General features: G+C 65.7%; 17 protein-coding genes. 8 read left to right on the top strand and 9 right to left on the bottom strand.

Translation table 11 applies throughout. The features are described from left to right. The first annotated feature begins 67 nt into the window (after window positions 1–67). Entirely contained in the window at window positions 68–1168 is a 1101-nt protein-coding gene (locus tag ABD923_RS16920) for a site-specific DNA-methyltransferase (RefSeq protein WP_259553295.1), read from the top strand. Between the two features lie 133 nt (window positions 1169–1301). Further along, the gene (locus ABD923_RS16915; RefSeq protein ID WP_259553296.1) at window positions 1302–1937 is read left to right on the top strand and encodes an NAD(P)-dependent oxidoreductase; all 636 of its coding nucleotides are present in this window, start codon (window positions 1302–1304) and stop codon (window positions 1935–1937) included. Here the strand turns inward: ABD923_RS16915 and ABD923_RS16910 are convergent. Then, the gene (locus ABD923_RS16910; RefSeq protein ID WP_259553297.1) at window positions 1934–3820 is read right to left on the bottom strand and encodes an FAD-binding monooxygenase; all 1887 of its coding nucleotides are present in this window, start codon (window positions 3818–3820) and stop codon (window positions 1934–1936) included. The two genes, ABD923_RS16915 and ABD923_RS16910, sit on opposite strands and share 4 nt — an antisense overlap. A gap of 134 nt (window positions 3821–3954) precedes the next feature. Between ABD923_RS16910 and ABD923_RS16905 the strand changes: the two genes are divergently transcribed. Beyond that, window positions 3955–4392, top strand: coding sequence for a MarR family winged helix-turn-helix transcriptional regulator (locus tag ABD923_RS16905; protein ID WP_259553298.1), 438 nt, complete (start codon window positions 3955–3957; stop codon window positions 4390–4392). Window positions 4393–4396: 4 nt separating this feature from the next. Here the strand turns inward: ABD923_RS16905 and ABD923_RS16900 are convergent, their stop codons facing one another. Both ABD923_RS16900 and mutY read right to left on the bottom strand, forming a co-directional pair. Beyond that, window positions 4397–5539: an alkane 1-monooxygenase gene (locus ABD923_RS16900; protein WP_259553299.1), complete on the bottom strand. Its 1143-nt coding sequence runs from the start codon at window positions 5537–5539 to the stop codon at window positions 4397–4399. A 56-nt stretch (window positions 5540–5595) separates the two neighbouring features. Next, the gene (mutY, locus tag ABD923_RS16895; RefSeq protein WP_259553300.1) at window positions 5596–6669 is read right to left on the bottom strand and encodes an A/G-specific adenine glycosylase; all 1074 of its coding nucleotides are present in this window, start codon (window positions 6667–6669) and stop codon (window positions 5596–5598) included. Between the two features lie 83 nt (window positions 6670–6752). Here mutY and ABD923_RS16890 point away from each other — a divergent pair, with 83 nt between their 5' ends. Genes ABD923_RS16890 through ABD923_RS16880 form a run of 3 tightly spaced genes read left to right on the top strand, consistent with a single transcriptional unit; the run spans window position 6753 to window position 9116 of the window. Then, window positions 6753–7280 carry a DUF721 domain-containing protein gene (locus ABD923_RS16890; protein ID WP_259553301.1) on the top strand — a complete coding sequence of 176 codons (528 nt, stop codon included), beginning with the start codon at window positions 6753–6755 and terminating at the stop codon, window positions 7278–7280. A gap of 10 nt (window positions 7281–7290) precedes the next feature. Further along, window positions 7291–7989, top strand: a complete 699-nt coding sequence (locus ABD923_RS16885; protein ID WP_310796438.1) for a DsbA family protein — start codon at window positions 7291–7293, stop codon at window positions 7987–7989. Further along, window positions 7986–9116, top strand: coding sequence for a CaiB/BaiF CoA transferase family protein (locus ABD923_RS16880; protein ID WP_259553302.1), 1131 nt, complete (start codon window positions 7986–7988; stop codon window positions 9114–9116). Before ABD923_RS16885 ends, ABD923_RS16880 begins: the two co-directional genes overlap by 4 nt. Window positions 9117–9133: 17 nt before the next feature. On the opposite strand, the gene lpxK is transcribed toward ABD923_RS16880, so the two are convergent. From lpxK to ABD923_RS16850, 6 genes are all read right to left on the bottom strand, one after another. Continuing rightward, complete coding sequence (gene lpxK, locus ABD923_RS16875) at window positions 9134–10120, bottom strand: tetraacyldisaccharide 4'-kinase (RefSeq protein ID WP_259553303.1); 987 nt, start codon at window positions 10118–10120, stop codon at window positions 9134–9136. Further along, complete coding sequence (locus tag ABD923_RS16870; RefSeq protein WP_259553305.1) at window positions 10120–11418, bottom strand: 3-deoxy-D-manno-octulosonic acid transferase; 1299 nt, start codon at window positions 11416–11418, stop codon at window positions 10120–10122. The genes lpxK and ABD923_RS16870 overlap by 1 nt, the downstream gene beginning before the upstream one ends. A gap of 8 nt (window positions 11419–11426) precedes the next feature. Further along, the gene (locus ABD923_RS16865; RefSeq protein WP_222191811.1) at window positions 11427–11672 is read right to left on the bottom strand and encodes a DUF4170 domain-containing protein; all 246 of its coding nucleotides are present in this window, start codon (window positions 11670–11672) and stop codon (window positions 11427–11429) included. Between the two features lie 82 nt (window positions 11673–11754). Then, the gene (locus ABD923_RS16860; protein WP_259553306.1) at window positions 11755–12540 is read right to left on the bottom strand and encodes a 3'(2'),5'-bisphosphate nucleotidase CysQ; all 786 of its coding nucleotides are present in this window, start codon (window positions 12538–12540) and stop codon (window positions 11755–11757) included. Beyond that, the gene (locus ABD923_RS16855; protein ID WP_259553307.1) at window positions 12527–13876 is read right to left on the bottom strand and encodes a TldD/PmbA family protein; all 1350 of its coding nucleotides are present in this window, start codon (window positions 13874–13876) and stop codon (window positions 12527–12529) included. The genes ABD923_RS16860 and ABD923_RS16855 overlap by 14 nt, the downstream gene beginning before the upstream one ends. Before the next feature lie 117 nt (window positions 13877–13993). After that, window positions 13994–15502: a DUF2125 domain-containing protein gene (locus tag ABD923_RS16850; RefSeq protein ID WP_259553308.1), complete on the bottom strand. Its 1509-nt coding sequence runs from the start codon at window positions 15500–15502 to the stop codon at window positions 13994–13996. 167 nt (window positions 15503–15669) lie between these two features. Between ABD923_RS16850 and ABD923_RS16845 the strand changes: the two genes are divergently transcribed. Both ABD923_RS16845 and ABD923_RS16840 read left to right on the top strand, forming a co-directional pair. Next, window positions 15670–16428, top strand: a complete 759-nt coding sequence (locus ABD923_RS16845) for an SDR family oxidoreductase (protein WP_259553309.1) — start codon at window positions 15670–15672, stop codon at window positions 16426–16428. Next, window positions 16425–17048 carry an enoyl-CoA hydratase/isomerase family protein gene (locus tag ABD923_RS16840; protein ID WP_259553310.1) on the top strand — a complete coding sequence of 208 codons (624 nt, stop codon included), beginning with the start codon at window positions 16425–16427 and terminating at the stop codon, window positions 17046–17048. The genes ABD923_RS16845 and ABD923_RS16840 overlap by 4 nt, the downstream gene beginning before the upstream one ends. Window positions 17049–17050 lie beyond the last annotated feature (2 nt).

Here is a 17050-nt window from a genome sequence, read left to right as displayed (position 1 = left end):
CGCGTTTCGGCGACTCTCTGCCCATACGAACGAAACGCCCGTCAGAGGCGTCGGAACGAGGCAGACAATGACCACGAAAACCAAGACACCGGCAGCCACGCTGCCGCTCAACACCATTTTGTCCGGCGATTGCATCGAGGCGATGCGCGCGCTCCCTGACGCGAGCGTGGACCTGATCTTTGCCGATCCGCCCTATAACCTGCAGCTCAAGGGCACGCTGCACCGCCCTAACAATACCCAGGTCGATGCTTGCGACGACCACTGGGACCAGTTCGACAGTTTCCGCGCCTATGACGAGTTCACCAAGGCGTGGCTGGCCGAGGCCCGCCGCCTGCTTAAACCGAACGGTGCGCTGTGGGTCATTGGCAGCTACCACAACATCTTCCGAGTCGGGGCCGAGTTGCAGAACCAGGGGTTCTGGATCCTCAACGACGTGGTCTGGCGCAAATCGAACCCGATGCCGAATTTCCGCGGCAAGCGCCTGACCAATGCCCATGAGACGATGATCTGGGCCAGCCGTGACGAGGGCGCGAAATACACCTTCAACTACGAGGCCCTGAAGGAGCTGAACGAAGGCGTGCAGATGCGCTCGGACTGGGTGATCCCGATCTGCAATGGCGGTGAGCGGCTCAAGGACGACAAGGGCGACAAGGCCCACCCGACGCAAAAGCCCGAGGCGCTGCTGCATCGTATCCTGGTTGGGTGCACGAAGCCGGGCGACGTCGTGCTCGACCCGTTCTTCGGTACCGGCACGACCGGGGCCGTGGCCAAGATGCTGGGGCGCGACTGGATCGGGATCGAGCGCGAAGAGGCGTATCGCAAGGTCGCCGAAAAGCGTTTGTCCAAGGTCCGCCGCTTCGACAAGACCGCGCTGGAGGTCACGCAGTCCAAGCGCGCCGAGCCGCGCGTGCCCTTCGGCCAGCTGGTCGAGCGCGGCATGCTGCGCCCCGGTGAAATGCTGGTCAGCCCCCGGGGGCATATGGCCAAGGTCCGCGCCGATGGCACGCTGATCGCCGATGATGTGAGGGGCTCGATCCACAAGGTCGGCGCCACGCTGGAAGGGGCGCCGTCCTGCAACGGCTGGACCTACTGGCATTTCCGTCGCGATGGAAAGACCGTCTCCATCGACGTGCTGCGCCAGCAGATCCGCGCTGAGATGGGCCGCTGATCAAGGGATAACACCGCCTGCCGGCTGATACCTCGCCGGCGGACACTTCGCCCCGCCACCCATTCGGTTGGCGGGGTCTTTTCGTTGCGATGTCACACAACGCGCCTATCTGAGTGGTGCAGGAGGTATCGTCATGCGCATTACGGTGATCGGAGCGACCCGCGGCATCGGCCGCAAGGTGATGGAAGAAGCGCTGTCGCGCGGGCACCATGTGCGCGCCGTTGCGCGCAGCGCCGACAAGATCGACATCGAGGACGAAAACCTCGAAAACCTGGTCGGCGATGCCACCAGCCCCGAGGATATGGCCCGCGCGGTCGAGGGGGCGGATGCCGTCATCCTTGCCATCGGCGTGCCGCATAGCGTCAAGGCGCTGATGCCCACGACGCTGTTTTCCGATGCGACCCGCGCCATCCTTCCGGCGATGGAGGGGGCGGGCGTCAAGCGCCTGCTGACGGTGACGGGGTTCGGGGCCGGGGACAGCTACGCGAAACTCTCCTGGCCCGAAAAGGCGACCTTCAAGGCGATCCTGGGTCGTGCCTATGCCGACAAGGCCGTGCAGGAGGACCTGATCAAGGCGTCCACGCTCGACTGGACCATCGCGCGCCCCGGCATCCTGACCGACAACAAGGGCACCGGCCGCTACCAGGTGCTGGTCGAGCCCGAGACGTGGCGGCAGGGTGTGATCGCCCGTGCCGACGTGGCCCATTACCTTGTTGGCGCGGCCGAGAACGGGACCGAGATCCACAAGACCCCGGCCATCCAGCGTTAGGCCGTCGCGGGGCGCATGAACCCGTCGAAAAAGCCCTGCAAGGCGGCGTGTTCGTCCAGCGGCAGGACATGGCCGACATATTGGTCGGGCCGCACGATCACCAGCGCGCCCTGCTGACGGTCGATGCCCCGCAGGTCGAAGATATCCGGCCCGTCCTTCAGGTCGGGGCAGAAAACCTTCTCGTAGTCGCACAGCCCGAACCGTCCTTTGGCCGGGCGCAGCAACTCGGGCATCGCGCTGAAGGCCAGATCGCGGAACCCTTGCTGAAACACCGCGCGCAGGTCAAACACGGCATCCACATCCGCGCCCTCGGGCGTGTAGCGCCTGAGCGGGGAGGCCGGGTCATCCGTCAGCCGTGCGCAAAGGGCGGCAATAGCCGATCCTTCGTCCCCCCGGTCGCCCTCGGGCGCAAAGGCGAACAGCCGCCAGCGTCCATCGGCCTGCACCACATGGCCCAGGTGCATCGGCTTGCCATCGGCCAGCCGGATCACCGGCGCAGAGTGAAACCGCGTCCCGATCTCGAACCCTTTGGCCAGCCCCTGCCATGTAGCCGTGCCGGTCAGGATGGACGGTGCGTATTTCACCGCGACCCCGGCCGTATACCGCCCCTGCTTGACGAAGGCGCGCTGGAAGTGGGGGGTGTCCCCGTCCTCCTCCCGCCGTTCGCTGATGATCCGCGCCCATTCCCGGTCGAAATCGATCAGGTCCTGCGCCACGCCCTGCCGTTCCTCGGAATAGCTGTGCAGCAGTTCCGGCTTGCACTGCCCGCGCAGCACGGCGGCCAGTTTCCAGCCGAGATTGAACGTGTCGCCCATCGACACGTTCATGCCTTGCCCCGCCTTGGGGCTGTGGGTGTGGCAGGCATCGCCCGCGATGAAGACGGTCGGCAGGCGGGTGGCGACCTCCTCCTCCGGGACATCATCGAACTTGTCGGTCAGGCGCTGGCCGATCTGGTAGACGGACCACCAGACCACGTCTTTCACCTCGAGGCTGTAGGGATGAAAGATGCGCTTGGCGCGTTCGATCAGTTTCTCGATGGTGATGTTGCGGTCCGCGACGCGCTCATCCGGCTTGAGCTTTTCCTGTTCGATATAAAGCCGCACGAGGTAGCCGCCCTCGCGCGGGATGATAAGCACCGTGCCTTCGCTGTCGGACTGGATCAGGCTTTTCATCCGGATATCGGGGAAATCGGTCACCACCAGCACGTCCATCACGCCCCAGGCCTGATTGGCCGAGTCGCCCTGAAGCTGTCGTCCGATCGCTTGCCGCACGCCGCTGCGCGCCCCGTCACACCCGACGACGTAGCGGGCGCGGACGGTTTCGCGGTCGCCGGTTGCCTCGTCTTCCAGCGTGACGGTCGCGGGGTAGTCTTCTGCCGTTGGGTGGACCCTCAGATCGACCAATTGCAGCCCGTAATCCGGCTCCATCCTTGTGGGCGCGTTGCGCATCAGTTCCAGATACATGTCATGCACGCGCCCTTGGTTCAGGATGACATGGGGCATTTCGGAAAGGCCGTCTTCGACATCCTGCACCCGACCCGCGCGGACAATCTGGCTCGGGTCGCTGGCATCGGGTTTCCAGAAGGTCGTCTCGTTCACCCAATAGGCTTCACGCTTGACCCGATGGGCGAACCCGAAGGCCTCGAACATCTCCATCGAGCGGCAGGAGACGCCGTCGGCCTGCCCCTTTTCCATCGGTCCCGATTTTCGCTCGACCAAACGCGTGGTGATCTCGGGGTACTGTGCCAGTTGCGCGGCGAGGGTCAGGCCAGCGGGGCCGCTGCCGACGATCAACACGTCAACTTCGTCTGATTTGACCGAGCGGCCGGCTTCCTCCGCGATCTCAGGGTTGCCGGGCCGAAAACCGTTCAGGTGAAATTGCATGCTGTCCTCCCGCCCTGCGTCAAGTGATAAAGTATGTATACTTACTATCTGCGTCAATCAAAAAGATATGTATACTTACAATGGGCTTCGTGGCGCGCTAGACTGCGCGCACCCTCACCTGCGGGAGCAAGCGCATGAAGCTTTATGGAATGCCCGGCCACCTGATCCGGCGGCTGCACCAACGCTCCACCCATATTTTCCAGGAGCGCGCGAAAGAGGTTGGTGTCGACCTGACCTCGGTTCAGTTCGCGGCGATGGACGCCCTGCGCACACATCCCGGCATCGACCAGGCGCGCGTTGCCGCCCTGATCGCCTATGACCGCGCGACCATCGGCGGGGTGATCGAACGGCTGGAGCGCAAGGGCCTGGTCGAGCGCAGCGTCAGCGAACAGGACCGCCGCGCGCGCGTGGTGCAGTTGACCGAGACTGGCCGTGCGCTCCTTGAGGAATTCACGCCAACCGTAAGCACCATGCAGGGCGAAATCCTGGCCCATCTCGACGAAAGCGAACGGGCGCAGTTCAACGCCCTGCTGCGAAAGGCCCTCGATCTGGATGCCGAGGCCGCGGACTAGGCGTTCAGGCCGCCCCGCGCGGCGCCGGGTTCAGCCCCTTGTTGTAAGGGTGCCAATCCTCGATATCGGGATAGTATGTCCGCCGCCACGCCTTGACCCGCTTGTTCATGATCCGCTTCCAGAGTGGCGGAACCATGGCTGCCGCTGTCATCAGCGGATAGCCAAAGGGCAGTTGCGGCGCCTCGTCCTCGGAATAGTTCTGCAACAGGGGAAAACGGCGGTCGGGCTTGTAGTGGTGATCGGAATGCCGCTGCAAGTTGATGAACAGCCAGTTCGACGCCTTGTGCGCGGCATTCCAGCTATGGCGCGGCAGGACATGCTCGTATTTGCCATCGCCGAGATAGCGCCGGGTCAGGCCGTAATGCTCGACATAGTTGGTCAGTTCCAACTGCCAGACGGCGATGAAAGCCTGGAATAGGAACAGGCCCAGCCCGCCCCATCCGCCAAGCGCATAGGCAAGCGCGAGGCAAGCCGCCTGCAGGGCCCAGAATTTCCAGAAGGGGTTGCTCGGGTGATACCATGGGCGCCCCTTGCGTTTCAGCATCGCCGCTTCGGACCGGAAGGCCGAGGCATAGCCTTCGACCAGAACGCGCGGAAAGAAGCGGTGGAACCCCTCGTTATAGCGCGCGGTCACCGCGTCGCGCGGCGTGCCGACATAGCGGTGATGCACCAGCAGGTGTTCCGAGCGGAAATGCGAATACAGCACGGTCGCCAGCAGCAGGTCCGCCAGCCAGCGTTCCGACTTGGTCTTCTGGTGCATCAACTCGTGGCTATAGACGATCCCGATCGTGCCCGAGATGACGCCGACGCCGAAGAACAGCCCGAGTTTCTCGCCGGTGCTTAGATGGTCGGTGTGCTGCGCGTACCAGATTAAGCCGTAGATCACCGCGAATTGCAGCGGGAACCAGATCATCGTGATCAGGCGATACCAGAAGAGCTGATCCTCTGTCGTTTCGAGGTCCGCGTTTTCCAGGTTCAGCCCGGTGATCGCGTCGAGCAGCGTGAACAGCCACCACGTGCTGAGCGGCATCAGGATCAGCCACCAACCGCCCTGTGTCGCCACGAAGATGATGAGGGGGATCAACAGGATCGACGCCCAGAAGGGCATGGCATTGCGAAAGGATTGCACTTGTTCAGCGGGGATCATGGCCACAGCTCCGTTCACCCAAGTCTGCCAAAGGCTCTGCCCATTCCGATGTCGCGTCAATGCGGCGCCGATGTCGCGGGCATGGCCCCTTTGGCGAGGTCGAAGGCTTTTCGCATGACCGTGGGCAGGCTTGCGGGCCGGAACGTGGCAAGCTCGTGGAAATCGCCCCGTCGCGGCACCGCGTTCAGCGGTGCACGTGCGACCCGCAGCGACAAACGCAGGTGGAAATGGGTGAAGGTGTGCCGCACCTCCAGCCCCGGATCGTGCCACGCGGCATCCAGCGGCGGGGTGGCGGCGGGTTCGCCCTCCACCCAATCGCTGCCGGGCCAGCCCAGCATGCCCCCGAGCAGCCCTTTCTCGGGCCGCGTTTCCAGCAGCCACGCGCCATCCTCGCGCTGGACGAGATAGGCGATGCCGTGCCGCGTGGGCTTGGCCTTCTTCGGCGCCTTGGCCGGCAAACCTGCGGCGATCCCGGCCTTGCGGGCGGCGCAGGCCGCCATGACAGGGCAAATCCCGCAGGCGGGGCTTTTCGGGGTGCAGATCGTCGCGCCCAGGTCCATCAAGGCCTGCGCGTGGCAGCCGGGCCGATCCTCGGGCGTCAGCCGCGCGGCATGGCTTTTCAATTCGGGCTTGGCGGCGGGCAGGGGCGTTTCCACCGCGAAAATCCGCGCCATCACCCGCTCGATATTGCCGTCCATCACCACCGCCGGCCGGTCAAAGGCGATCGAGGCAATGGCGGCGGCCGTGTAGGGGCCGATCCCCGGCAGCTCGCGCAGCCCGTCCTCGGTCTCGGGAAACCGCCCGTCCATGTCCCCGGCCACGACCCGTGCGCATTTCAAAAGGTTGCGCGCCCGCGCGTAGTAGCCAAGGCCGGCCCACTCGCCCATCACGTCGGCATCTTCGGCCGCTGCCAGGTCGCCCACCGTCGGCCAAAGCGTCGTGAAGCGCAGGAAGTAGTCCTTCACGGCGGCCACTGTGGTCTGTTGCAGCATCACCTCGGACAGCCAGACGCCATAGGGATCGGGCAATTCCCCCCGCATCCGCGCCGCCGGACCCACACGCCACGGCAGGTCGCGCGCATGGGCGTCGTACCAGTCGAGTAACGCGCGTTGTAACTCATCGTCACGCAAGCTTTATCCCGCCCCTTGTCGGTCTGTTATTGGTTAGCACCCCGATGCGGCATAGATTGCCCGGGAACTCAGGAAGGCAACCCATGGCCCGCAAGGCAGTCACATCGCCCGAACCGCCCACCCGCCGCAAGCGCGGGTTCGAGCGCGCGGGTGCCTTGGTTTCGGGGCACCTCCGTGGCCCGGCCGAAAAGCGCGGCTTCGCCGAGGCGCGGCTCCTGACCCATTGGGCCGAGATCGTGGGCGCCGAGATCGCCGAGATCGCGCTGCCGGTGCGCATCACCTATGGGCGCGGCTTTGGTGGCACGCTGGTCCTGTTGACCACCGGGGCCAACGCCCCCGTGCTGGAAATGCGCCGCGAAGACGTCGTGGAGCGCGTGAACGCCTGCTACGGCTATCGCGCCGTCAGCCGGGTACAGGTCACGCAAACCGCGCCGACCGGCTTTGCCGAAGGGCAGGTGGCCTTCGCCCCGAGAGCCAAGCCCGTCAAGGCCGCCCCCGATCCCGAGCGTCTGAAACAGGCGACAACGGGGCTGACCCATATCGAAGACGAGGGGCTGCGGAACGCGCTTGCAGCCCTCGCCCGGAACGTTTTAACCAACAAACGAACTTGAGGAGTGTTTCATGACCATCGACCGCAGAACCCTTCTGATCGCCGGCGCAGGCGCGGGTGCATTGGGCCTTGGCGGCTATAGTCTGTTGCAGGGGGGCAATACACCCTCCCCGCTGTTGCCCGTCGGGATGGCCAATGCCCAGACCGAGGACGGGGCCGCCGGCGACGCGCCCGAGATTCTGGACATGGTGCTGGGATCGGATGACGCCCCGGTCACGATGTACGAATACGCCTCTTTCACCTGCCCGCATTGCGCGACCTTCCACGCCAACGTCAAGCCGCGCCTCGTCGAGGATTACATCGACACCGGCCTTGTGCGGTTCGTCTATCGCGAAGTCTATTTCGACCGTCCGGGCCTCTGGGCCGGTATGGTCGCCCGCTGCGGTGGTCCCATGCGCTATTTCGGGATCGTCGATCTGATCTACGACCAGCAGCGCGAATGGGTGCAGGGCAGCCCGGCCGAGATCGTCGAAAACCTGCGCCGCATCGGCCGTACGGCAGGCCTGTCGAATGACGAACTCGACGCCTGCCTGACCGATGCCGACATGGCCCGCGCGATGCTGGCCAATTACGAGGCACAGATGGATGTGCATCCGATCGAAGGCACGCCGTCGGTCGTAATCAATGACGAGGTGTTGGGCAACATGAGCTACGAAGACCTTGCCGGCCATCTCGACGCTGCCCTCGAAGAGGCGCAGGCCGACGGATGACGGCACCGCTCAAGGGTATCCGGGTTCTTGAACTCGCCCGCATCCTGGCTGGCCCCTGGGCCGGTCAGACGCTCGCCGATCTTGGGGCCGAGGTCATCAAGGTCGAAGCGCCCCAAGGCGACGATACCCGACGTTGGGGGCCGCCCTTCGTCGAGCGGGACGACGACACCTCCGCCTCCTATTTCCACTCCTGCAACCGCGGAAAGAAATCAATCATCGTCGATTTCCGCACCGAGGACGGCCAGGCGCGTATCCGCGATCTCGTCCGTGAGGCAGACGTTGTCATCGAGAACTTCAAGCTGGGCGGGCTGGTGAAATACGGGCTGGACTACGACAGGCTGCGCGCGATCAACCCCGGCCTGATCTATTGCTCCATCACCGGGTTCGGGCAGACGGGGCCATACGCGCACCGCGCCGGGTATGACTACATCATCCAGGGCATGAGCGGTGTCATGTCCGTGACCGGCGATCCGTCGGGCCAGCCGCAAAAGGTCGGCATCGCGGTGACCGACATCCTGACGGGCCTGTATTCCGTCAATGCCATCCTCGCCGCGCTGCATCTGCGCCGGGAAACGGGCGAGGGGCAGCATATCGACATGGGGCTTCTCGACGTCGCCACCGCCTTCATGGCGAACCAGGCGATGAACTACCTGACCACGGGCACCCCGCCGCAGCGGATCGGCAACGCGCATCAGAACCTGACGCCGTACCAGGTGTTCGATTGCGCCGATGGCTGGATCATCATCGCCACGGGCAACGACGCGCAGTACCAGCGGCTTTGCCATCTGCTCGACCTTGGCGACATGGCCGACGCGCCCGAGTTCCTGACCAATGCCGACCGTATCGCCAATCGCGACGAGATGACCCGGCGGCTGACCGAGGCGACGCTGAAACGTTCCAAGGCCGATTTGCTGGCCGCCTGCGAGGCGCAGGGCGTGCCGGCCGGTCCGATCAACGATCTGGCCGAGGTCTTCGCCGATCCGCAGGTGCAGGCGCGGGGCATGCAGATCGAACTGGATGGCGTGCCGGGCGTGCGCCCGCCCTTCCGGTTTTCGAATGCCGATCTCGCCCTCGACCGCCCCGCGCCGAAATTGGGCGAAGACGACGATATCACCGGCTGGAGTTGAGGTTTCGCGCCTGATTGTCAGGTCGGAAACAGGCGATCCAACTGCGCGTCGATGGGGGCCCAATCTTCCAGCTCCAAGCGCACCGGAACCGTCATCACCTTGGGGCGCAACTCGGGCGGCAGGCGCACCGCGTCTTTCTCTGTGGTCACCACCTGCGCGCCCAACTGCTTCGCCTCGCGCAGCATCCGGGCCATCAGCGTATCGGTCAGCGGCTGGTGATCGTCCAGCGCATGAACGGCACGCAGGTCGGCGCCGAGGGCCTTGAGCGTTTGAAAGAATTTCTCGGGATGCCCGATCCCGGCAAAGGCCAGAACCGGGATGCCGGTCAGCGGCAGGCCCGTCGGCAGGGGCGCAAGATGCCCCTTGGCGTGGGGCAGCTTGATCTTGCCGCCCCACTCCTTCGCGAATTTCTCCTGCGCGGTATCTGGCCCGATCGACAGAAGCAGGTCGGCGCGTGCGAGGCCTGCCTCGACCGGTTCGCGCAGGGGGCCCGCCGGGATCACCCGGCCGTTGCCGAAGCCCCGATGCGCATCCACCACCACGATCGAGAGGTCGTGGAACAGCGCGGGGTTCTGAAACCCGTCGTCGAGGATGATCGCCTCTGCGCCGGCCTCGACGGCGGCCCTGGCCCCCGCCAAGCGATCCTTGGCCACCCAAGTGGGCAGAAAGGCCGCCAGCAACAGCGCCTCGTCGCCCGTCTGGTCCGCCGTGTGGGAGAGTTCCTTGACCTGCACGGGGCCTTCGAGGCTTCCGCCATAGCCGCGCGTGACGGCGTGGGCCTTGATCCCCCGTGCCGACAGGTGCATCGCAAGCGCCATCGCGGTCGGCGTCTTGCCCGTTCCGCCCGCGTTGATGTTGCCGACGCAGATCACCGGAACACCAACCTTTTCGCGCGGCCCTTGCGACAGGCGTCGCCGCGTCCCCGCGGCATAGATCGCCCCCAGGGGCCCCAGCAGCGTGGACAGGGCACCGGGATCGCGATGCCAGAACAGCGGTGCCCGCATCACTCCGCGCGCTCCGCAGCCCCGTCCAGATGATCCAGCACGAGGTCGACGGCCTTGTCGGTGATTTCCGATCCGGCCGAGACGACCTCCCACGCGGCATGGGCCATCGAGGCGGCGCGATCCGGGTTCAACAGGTCGTTCACGGCAATGGCCAGCTTGTCGGGCCCGGAAATCAGCCAGGCGGCCTTCGCCTCGGTCAGGCGTTGGTAGATATCGACGAAATTCGTGACATAGGGCCCATGCAGGATGGCCGAGCCAAGCGCCGCAGGTTCGAACGGGTTGTGCCCGCCCACGGGTGTCATCGACCCGCCGACAAAGCTGATCGGGGCGATCCGGTACCACAGGCCCAGTTCCCCGATCGTGTCGGCGAGGTACACATTGGCCTCGTCATCGGGCAATTCGTCCGCCGTGCGCCGGTTGAACCGCCAGCCATCCGCCTGGATCATCTGCGCGATCTCGTCGCCGCGCTGCGGATGGCGCGGTACGATGATCAGCAGCAGGCGTGGGTTGGCCTTGAGCGCGATGCGATGTGCATCCAGCGCGATCCGCTCTTCGCCGGGATGGGTGGACGCGGCCAGCCAGACGGGGCGCCCGCCGAGATGCTCGGCGATGGCGCGGCGTTCATCCTCGTCGCAGGGCAGGGCGGCAGCCCCTTCCTTCAGGGTGCCCGTCACCTCCATCCGCAAGGGCGGCAGGCCAAGGCGGCGCAGGTACATCTCGGTCAGGTCGTCCTGCACAAGGGCATGGTCGAAGCGGCGCAGCAGGGATTTTGCCATGCCACGCAGGAATCGCCACTTGTCATGGCTGGCCTTCGACATGCGCGCGTTGATCATCAGCATCGGGATGCCGCGCGCATGCGTTTCGCAGATCAGGGTGGGCCAAAGTTCCGACTCGGTCCACACGGCGACATCGGGACGCCAGTGGTCAAGGAACCCCGTCACGAAGCGCCGCGCGTCGAGGGGAATATACTGGTGGATTGCCCGCTCGGGCAGGCGTTCGGCCATCACGCCGGCCGAGGTCACGGTGCCGGTCGTGACGAGAACCGAAAGATCCTCGCGTTCTTCCAGCAGGCGGCGGATCAGTTCCAGGATGGCCAGCGACTCGCCCACCGAGGCGGCGTGAAACCACACCAGCTTTCCCTCTGGGCGCGGCACACGCGGTTCCCCCCGGCGTTCGTAGAGGCGGTCACGATCCTCTTTGCCGGCCTCCAGCCGTTCGCGCAATTTGCGCTCGGCGAAGGGGGCCGCGCCGCGGCCTGACCACGTCAGATAGAGGGCAAGTGCCGGTGAGACCCCCATGCGCGCGCTCAGCCACCCAGTTCCTCGGTCGGGGACACTTCGATTTCCTCGTCCCGCAGCCGGTGAATATGGGCGATGAAATAGCGCATATGCGCGTTGTCGACGGTGCGCTGCGCTTCGGCCTTCCAGGCGTCATAGGCGCTGGCATAGTCGGGATACATTCCGACGATATGGATATCATCGGTATTCACGAATTCCGTTCGTTGCGGATCGACGAGTTCGCCGCCGAAAACGAGATGAAGACGTTGGGGCATTGGGAACCTCGGGTCTGGGTCGGGATTTGGCCTGCACCCTACGCGCAGACCGGTGAGCGTCAAGCGCGACGCGGCTGCCCGGCTACCTTCGGCGGCGCTTCAGCAGGGCTGCGTGCAGCTTGGGCGGCGCGGTCAGCACGCCTTTGACCTGCGGGTGGCGCTGGTTGAAGCGCAAGGGCTGGCCTTGCCCGTCGGTTGCCGTGCCGCCCGCCTCCTCGATCAGGATGGCGCCTGCGGCGATGTCCCATTCCCAAGTCGGGCGAAAGGTGGCCATGCCGTCGAAATGTCCTTCGGCCACCAGGGCCATGCGATAGGCAAGCGACGGGCGATAGACCCGCTTGACGGGTGGGATCCCCCCCGGCCAGTGATTTTCGCGCATCATCGGTTTCGTGGCCAGAAGCTGCGCTTCGGCCTCAACCCGGGCGCCGGAGACATGAATGGGTTGGCCATTCAGCGTCGCGCCACACCCCAAGGCGGCGGCGTAAAGCTTGTCCTTCTCCGGCAGGAAGACCACGCCCGCGATGATCCGTCCCTGCTCGGCCACGGCCAGCGCGTGGGCATAGCTGTCTTGTCCTTCGATGAAGGCGCGCGTGCCGTCGATCGGATCGAGGATGAACACCCGGTCGTCATCCAGACGCTCGGCATCGTCCTCGGTTTCTTCGGACAGCCAGCCGTAGTTCGGGCGCGCCGCCAACAGATCGGTCCGCAGCACGCGGTCGATGGCGATATCGGCCTCGGTGACGGGGCTTTCATCGCCCTTCTGCCAGATCTCGGGGTCGCGGCGGAAATGGATTTGCGCGATGGCTCCCGCCGTTTTCGCCGCTTCGATCAGCAGGGCAAGGTCGTCGGCTGGGTCATGCGCCTGCAAGGGTCATCCCTTCGACAAGAAGCGAGGGCACCACGCGGCTGAGATGCGTGCGCGCGTCATTTGCGGGCCGGATCGACAACAGCATGTCGCGCAGATTGCCCGCGACGGTGCATTCATTGACAGGGTAGGCGACGTCGCCCCCCTCGATCCAGAACCCCGACGCCCCGCGTGAATAGTCGCCGGTCGTGGCGTTGATGGAGGACCCGATGAGCGATGTAATCAGCAGGCCCGTGCCGATCTCGGCCATCATGTCCGCAAGGCTTTGGTCGCCCTGGGTCAGGGTGACGTTGCCAACCGAGGGCGAGGGCGGGCCACCGGTGCCGCGCGAAGCGTTGCCGGTCGACGGCAGACCCAGCTTGCGCCCGGTGGCGAGGTCGAGGGTCCACCCCGTCAGCATCCCGTTCTCGACGATGGCGCGGCGCTTGGTCGGCAAACCCTCGGCGTCGAAGGGGCGGGACCCCGAGGTGCGCGGGCGATGCGGCTCTTCTACAAGATCAAGGCCAGCCGGCAAAACCTGCTCGCCCAACAGGTCCCGCGCCCAACTGGCGCCGCGCACGATCGCGCTGCCATTGGTTGCGGCCAGAAGATGCCCGATCAGCCCCGAGGAAATGCGTTCGTCATAGATAACCGGATAGGCGCCGGTCTTGGGCTTGCGCGCGTCGGCTCGGGCGACGGCCCGTTCGCCGGCGATGCGCCCGATCTCTTCCGGTGTCATCAGGTCGGCGGCGTGGTTGCGCCCGTCGCCGAAATAGTCCCGCTCCATGCCCAGGCCTTCGCCGGTGATGGCGACACAAGACAGGCCGAAATCGCTGCGGCCATAACCACCGGAAAACCCGTTGCTGGCGGCAAGATGGATACGGCGGCGCGAATAGCCGGCATTGGCCGATTGCACCTGGCTGACGCCTTCGATGGCCAGCGCCGCGGCCTCGGCCCGCAGCGCGGCGTCTTCCAGCGCGGCAGGGTCCGGGTCGTCGGTCGGGTCCAGCATGTCGAGCCCCGCGCCATCCCGCGCTTCGCTGAGTTGCTCGGGATCGGCAAGGCCGATGGTGGGGTCCTCGGGGGCCAGCCGCGCCATGGTGACGGCACGCTCGGCCATCTCGGCCAAGGTTTCCGCCCGCGTGTCCGAGGCCGAGACGCTGGCCTGCCGCGGACCGACCATGACCCGCAGGCCGATCTCGATCCCCTCGGCGCGGTCGGCTTGCTCCAGCGCGCCGTTCATCACCCCGATGGAGAGCGACGTGCCATCGACGACCAGCGCATCGGCGGCCTCGGCCCCGGCTTTCCTGGCGGCGTCCAGCATGGCCTCGGCCAAGGTGGCAAGCGACGTGTCGGTCATCGGGTGTCCTTCGCGCGGGAAAACAACTGTGTTGGACCTAGGGGCGACGGGGCCAAGGCGCAAGCGCAAGCGGCCGCGCAAGGGGGCGCGGCTGCCGTCCAATCATGGGATGCGTGACTACTGCAGCGGAATGCCGTTCGCGGTGATCCCGCCGCCTTCGGAAAACTCGACCGTGGTTTCCAGCGTGTCGGGCGTGGCGCCGGGCCGGGTGAACATGCCCGCGAACCCACGCGCCATGGCGGCCTGCTCGTTCGGAACGAGCCCGGCGCTGACCAGCCGGTCCAGCAGGGTCATGCCGCCCGACAGGTTCAGATCGACGCTGCCCACCGGCATCGGCATCATCTGTCCTTCGGCAAAGGTCAGATCGCCCGTGCCCGTCAGTTCCGCGCCGCCAAGGCTGACCTGCAACTCGTTCACGGTCAGCGCGCGCAACTCGCCCGGGGGCACCTCGCTTTCCATCGCTTCTGGCGACAGCAGGTCCATCAGCAACCGGATCTGCGCGGTGGCGTCCAGGATGACGATCGCGGGATCGCGCGGCAACTGGCCCGCCGGGTCGAAGATCGACCACATGCCATCGGCCACCGTCACGCCGTCGTAGGCGATGCGCAGCGCGGCGTCCTCGGGCGTGTCGGAGGCCGCAAGCGGCGCGGTCAGGCCAAGCTCGCCCGATGCGGCAGAGACGGCGACCGGGAAAGGCATCTCGCTGCCCGCGATGCGCGTTTCCATGTCGCGCACGTCAATGTCGTAGCTGATTTCCTCGGTGGTGAGCGCCGTCGCAAGGCGCCCGCCCGCGTTGGAGTAGAACAGGTCGAAGCTGTCGCCGCGATCCTCGAACGCGAATTCGAGCATGAAGCGCCCATACTCCACGGCCCCGGCGATATCGAACCCTTCGGGCAGGGCCTCCATCGTGCTGGCTTGGCTGGCCATGGTCAGCGCCGTGACCGACCCGCTGCCGGTCGTGGTCATGTCGCCCATGGTGAAACTGACCTTCAGCGATCCATCGATATCCCGTGGCGGGGTGACATCAAGCACGCCTTCCAGGCTGCCAAGGGTTCCCTCCGAGGTGAAGGTCTGCGCTTCGGCGCTGTCGCCCGACAGGCGATACACCGTGGCCAGATCGGTGCCCGTGATCGTCATGTCGATGACTGGAACGTCATCCTCGTCTTCCGCCTCGATATCGACCAGCGCCATGATCAGCGTGTCTGCCGCGTAGTCGTAGACGCGGGCATCCGCCTCGTCCGAGGCGGTGATCGCCAGCCCCTCATGCGTCAGGTCGAAGGTGAGGGTCACCAGCGGCCCGCCTTCGTATTCCGGGAAACGGGTGGTGAGGGTGTAGGCCTGCGGCACCCCGATCTCGACCGTTCCGTCCGGCGTATTTGTCAGGGTGATCTCATCCGTGCGGCCCGAGCTTTCCACGCCTTCCTGCGTCATGGTCGACACGAAATTCGTAAGCACGAGGCCGGTCTCGGTTTCCGTCACCTCTGCGCTGATCTGTTGCCCGGAGGCAGAGGCGGTGGCCTGCCATTCCGCCCAAAGCTCGGCGGCGGTGACATCGGCGAAGGCAGGCGAGGAAAGGCAAAGGGCGAAAACGGAAAGGCTGCAGCTGGTGCGGGAAATCTGTGACATGGGGCTCCATCCGGGGCTGAGTTTCTGCTGGCAGTCTTCGGACCACGTCCTTTTGGGTCAAGGGCGGAAACCCTGACCTTTGTCCGAGCGCGCCTTTTGGCTGGCCCTGAGCGTCGCTGGAAGTTAGCCCTTGGTGGACGGAGCTTCACGACTTGAGGGAGAGGGCGATGACCGAGGATCTGAAAGGTAAGACCGCTGCCATCACGGGGGCGAGCCGCGGTATCGGGGCCGCTGCCGCACGCGAATTCGCGGCGCGCGGGGCAAACGTGATCCTGATGGCGCGCGACAGGGACTCGATCGCGGGGTTGTCGGGCGAGCTGGGAAAGCAGGCCTTGGCGGTGCCCTGCGACGTCTCCCGCTTCTGGGAGGTCGAATCGGCCCTTGCGGCGGGGGCGGACGAGTTCGGCAGCCTCGACATCCTGATCAACAATGCCGGCATGATCGAACCGGTGGCCCATCTCGGCACCGTCGATCCCGACGCATGGGCGCAGGTGATCGACGTGAACCTCAAGGGGGTCTTTCACGGCATCCGCGCCGCCTTGCCGCTGATGCTGGCCGAGGGGGGCGGCACCATCATCACCATCAGTTCCGGCGCCGCCCATAACCCGCTTGAGGGGTGGAGCCATTATTGCAGTTCCAAGGCCGGGGCGGCGATACTGACCGACTGCCTGCACCTCGAATACGCGGCCAAGGGCATCCGCGCGATGGGCCTGTCCCCGGGCACGGTGGCGACCCAGATGCAAAAGGAAATCAAGGCCTCCGGCGTGAACCCGGTCAGCCGGTTGGAGTGGTCCGATCACATCCCGCCGGACTGGCCGGCCAAAGCCTTGGCGTGGATGTGCACCGGCGAGTCAGATGAATTCCTCGGGACAGAGATTTCCCTGCGCGATGAAGCCATCCGCGCGCGCCTGGGGCTGGTCGCATGATCGAGGTCAGCCGCGACGGCGGCCTTTGGACGGTCACCCTGAATCGGCCCGACAAGGCCAATTCGTTGACCGCCACCATGCTCGAACGGCTGGTCGAGATCGCGGAGGAGGCCGCGTCTGACGAGGCCTTGCGCGCGCTGATCCTGACCGGGGCGGGCGACAAGGTGTTTTCCGCCGGGGCCGATCTGGACGAGGCGCTGGCCGGTCTGGCCACTTCGCCGCTCTGGGAGCAGGTCTCAAGCGGGATCGCGGCCTTGCCCTGTCTGACCATCGCGGCATTGAACGGAACGCTGGCCGGTGGCGCCTTTGGAATGGCGCTGGCCTGCGATTTGCGGATCGCCGTGCCGGAGGCGAAGTTTTTCTACCCCGTGGCGCGCCTGGGCTTTCTGCCGCAGCCATCCGATCCGGGCCGTTTGCGGGATCTGGTCGGCCCGGCGCGGGCCAAGCTGTTGCTTCTGGGTGGCCAGAAACTCCCTGCGGACGAGGCCTTGTCCTTTGGCCTGGTAGACCGGCTGGTGCCGCGCGAGGGCGTGTTGGACGCGGCGCGCGAGATCGCGGAGGCCTCCGTTCAGGGCAACCCGGACGTGCTGCGCCGCATCAAGGCGATGTGCGACGCGTGAGG

Origin of the sequence: [Roseibacterium] beibuensis (genome assembly GCF_039542305.1) — a bacterium.
Taxonomy (GTDB): Bacteria; Pseudomonadota; Alphaproteobacteria; order Rhodobacterales; family Rhodobacteraceae; genus Roseibacterium; species Roseibacterium beibuensis.
Note: the sequence above shows the minus strand (reverse complement) of the source record. Positions and strands in the feature narration are given on the sequence as shown.

Excerpts from the sequence above, each read along its gene's own strand:
- lpxK (WP_259553303.1), bottom strand. The coding sequence starts at position 10,120 with ATGCGGGCACCGCTGTTCTGGCATCGCGATCCCGGTGCCCTGTCCACG.
- ABD923_RS16920 (WP_259553295.1), top strand. The coding sequence starts at position 68 with ATGACCACGAAAACCAAGACACCGGCAGCCACGCTGCCGCTCAACACC.
- ABD923_RS16865 (WP_222191811.1), bottom strand. The coding sequence starts at position 11,672 with ATGCCCCAACGTCTTCATCTCGTTTTCGGCGGCGAACTCGTCGATCCG.
- ABD923_RS16870 (WP_259553305.1), bottom strand. The coding sequence starts at position 11,418 with ATGGGGGTCTCACCGGCACTTGCCCTCTATCTGACGTGGTCAGGCCGC.
- ABD923_RS16885 (WP_310796438.1), top strand. The coding sequence starts at position 7,291 with ATGACCATCGACCGCAGAACCCTTCTGATCGCCGGCGCAGGCGCGGGT.
- ABD923_RS16840 (WP_259553310.1), top strand. The coding sequence starts at position 16,425 with ATGATCGAGGTCAGCCGCGACGGCGGCCTTTGGACGGTCACCCTGAAT.
- ABD923_RS16855 (WP_259553307.1), bottom strand. The coding sequence starts at position 13,876 with ATGACCGACACGTCGCTTGCCACCTTGGCCGAGGCCATGCTGGACGCC.
- ABD923_RS16900 (WP_259553299.1), bottom strand. The coding sequence starts at position 5,539 with ATGATCCCCGCTGAACAAGTGCAATCCTTTCGCAATGCCATGCCCTTC.
- ABD923_RS16880 (WP_259553302.1), top strand. The coding sequence starts at position 7,986 with ATGACGGCACCGCTCAAGGGTATCCGGGTTCTTGAACTCGCCCGCATC.
- ABD923_RS16890 (WP_259553301.1), top strand. The coding sequence starts at position 6,753 with ATGGCCCGCAAGGCAGTCACATCGCCCGAACCGCCCACCCGCCGCAAG.
- ABD923_RS16915 (WP_259553296.1), top strand. The coding sequence starts at position 1,302 with ATGCGCATTACGGTGATCGGAGCGACCCGCGGCATCGGCCGCAAGGTG.
- ABD923_RS16845 (WP_259553309.1), top strand. The coding sequence starts at position 15,670 with ATGACCGAGGATCTGAAAGGTAAGACCGCTGCCATCACGGGGGCGAGC.
- ABD923_RS16910 (WP_259553297.1), bottom strand. The coding sequence starts at position 3,820 with ATGCAATTTCACCTGAACGGTTTTCGGCCCGGCAACCCTGAGATCGCG.
- ABD923_RS16850 (WP_259553308.1), bottom strand. The coding sequence starts at position 15,502 with ATGTCACAGATTTCCCGCACCAGCTGCAGCCTTTCCGTTTTCGCCCTT.
- ABD923_RS16905 (WP_259553298.1), top strand. The coding sequence starts at position 3,955 with ATGAAGCTTTATGGAATGCCCGGCCACCTGATCCGGCGGCTGCACCAA.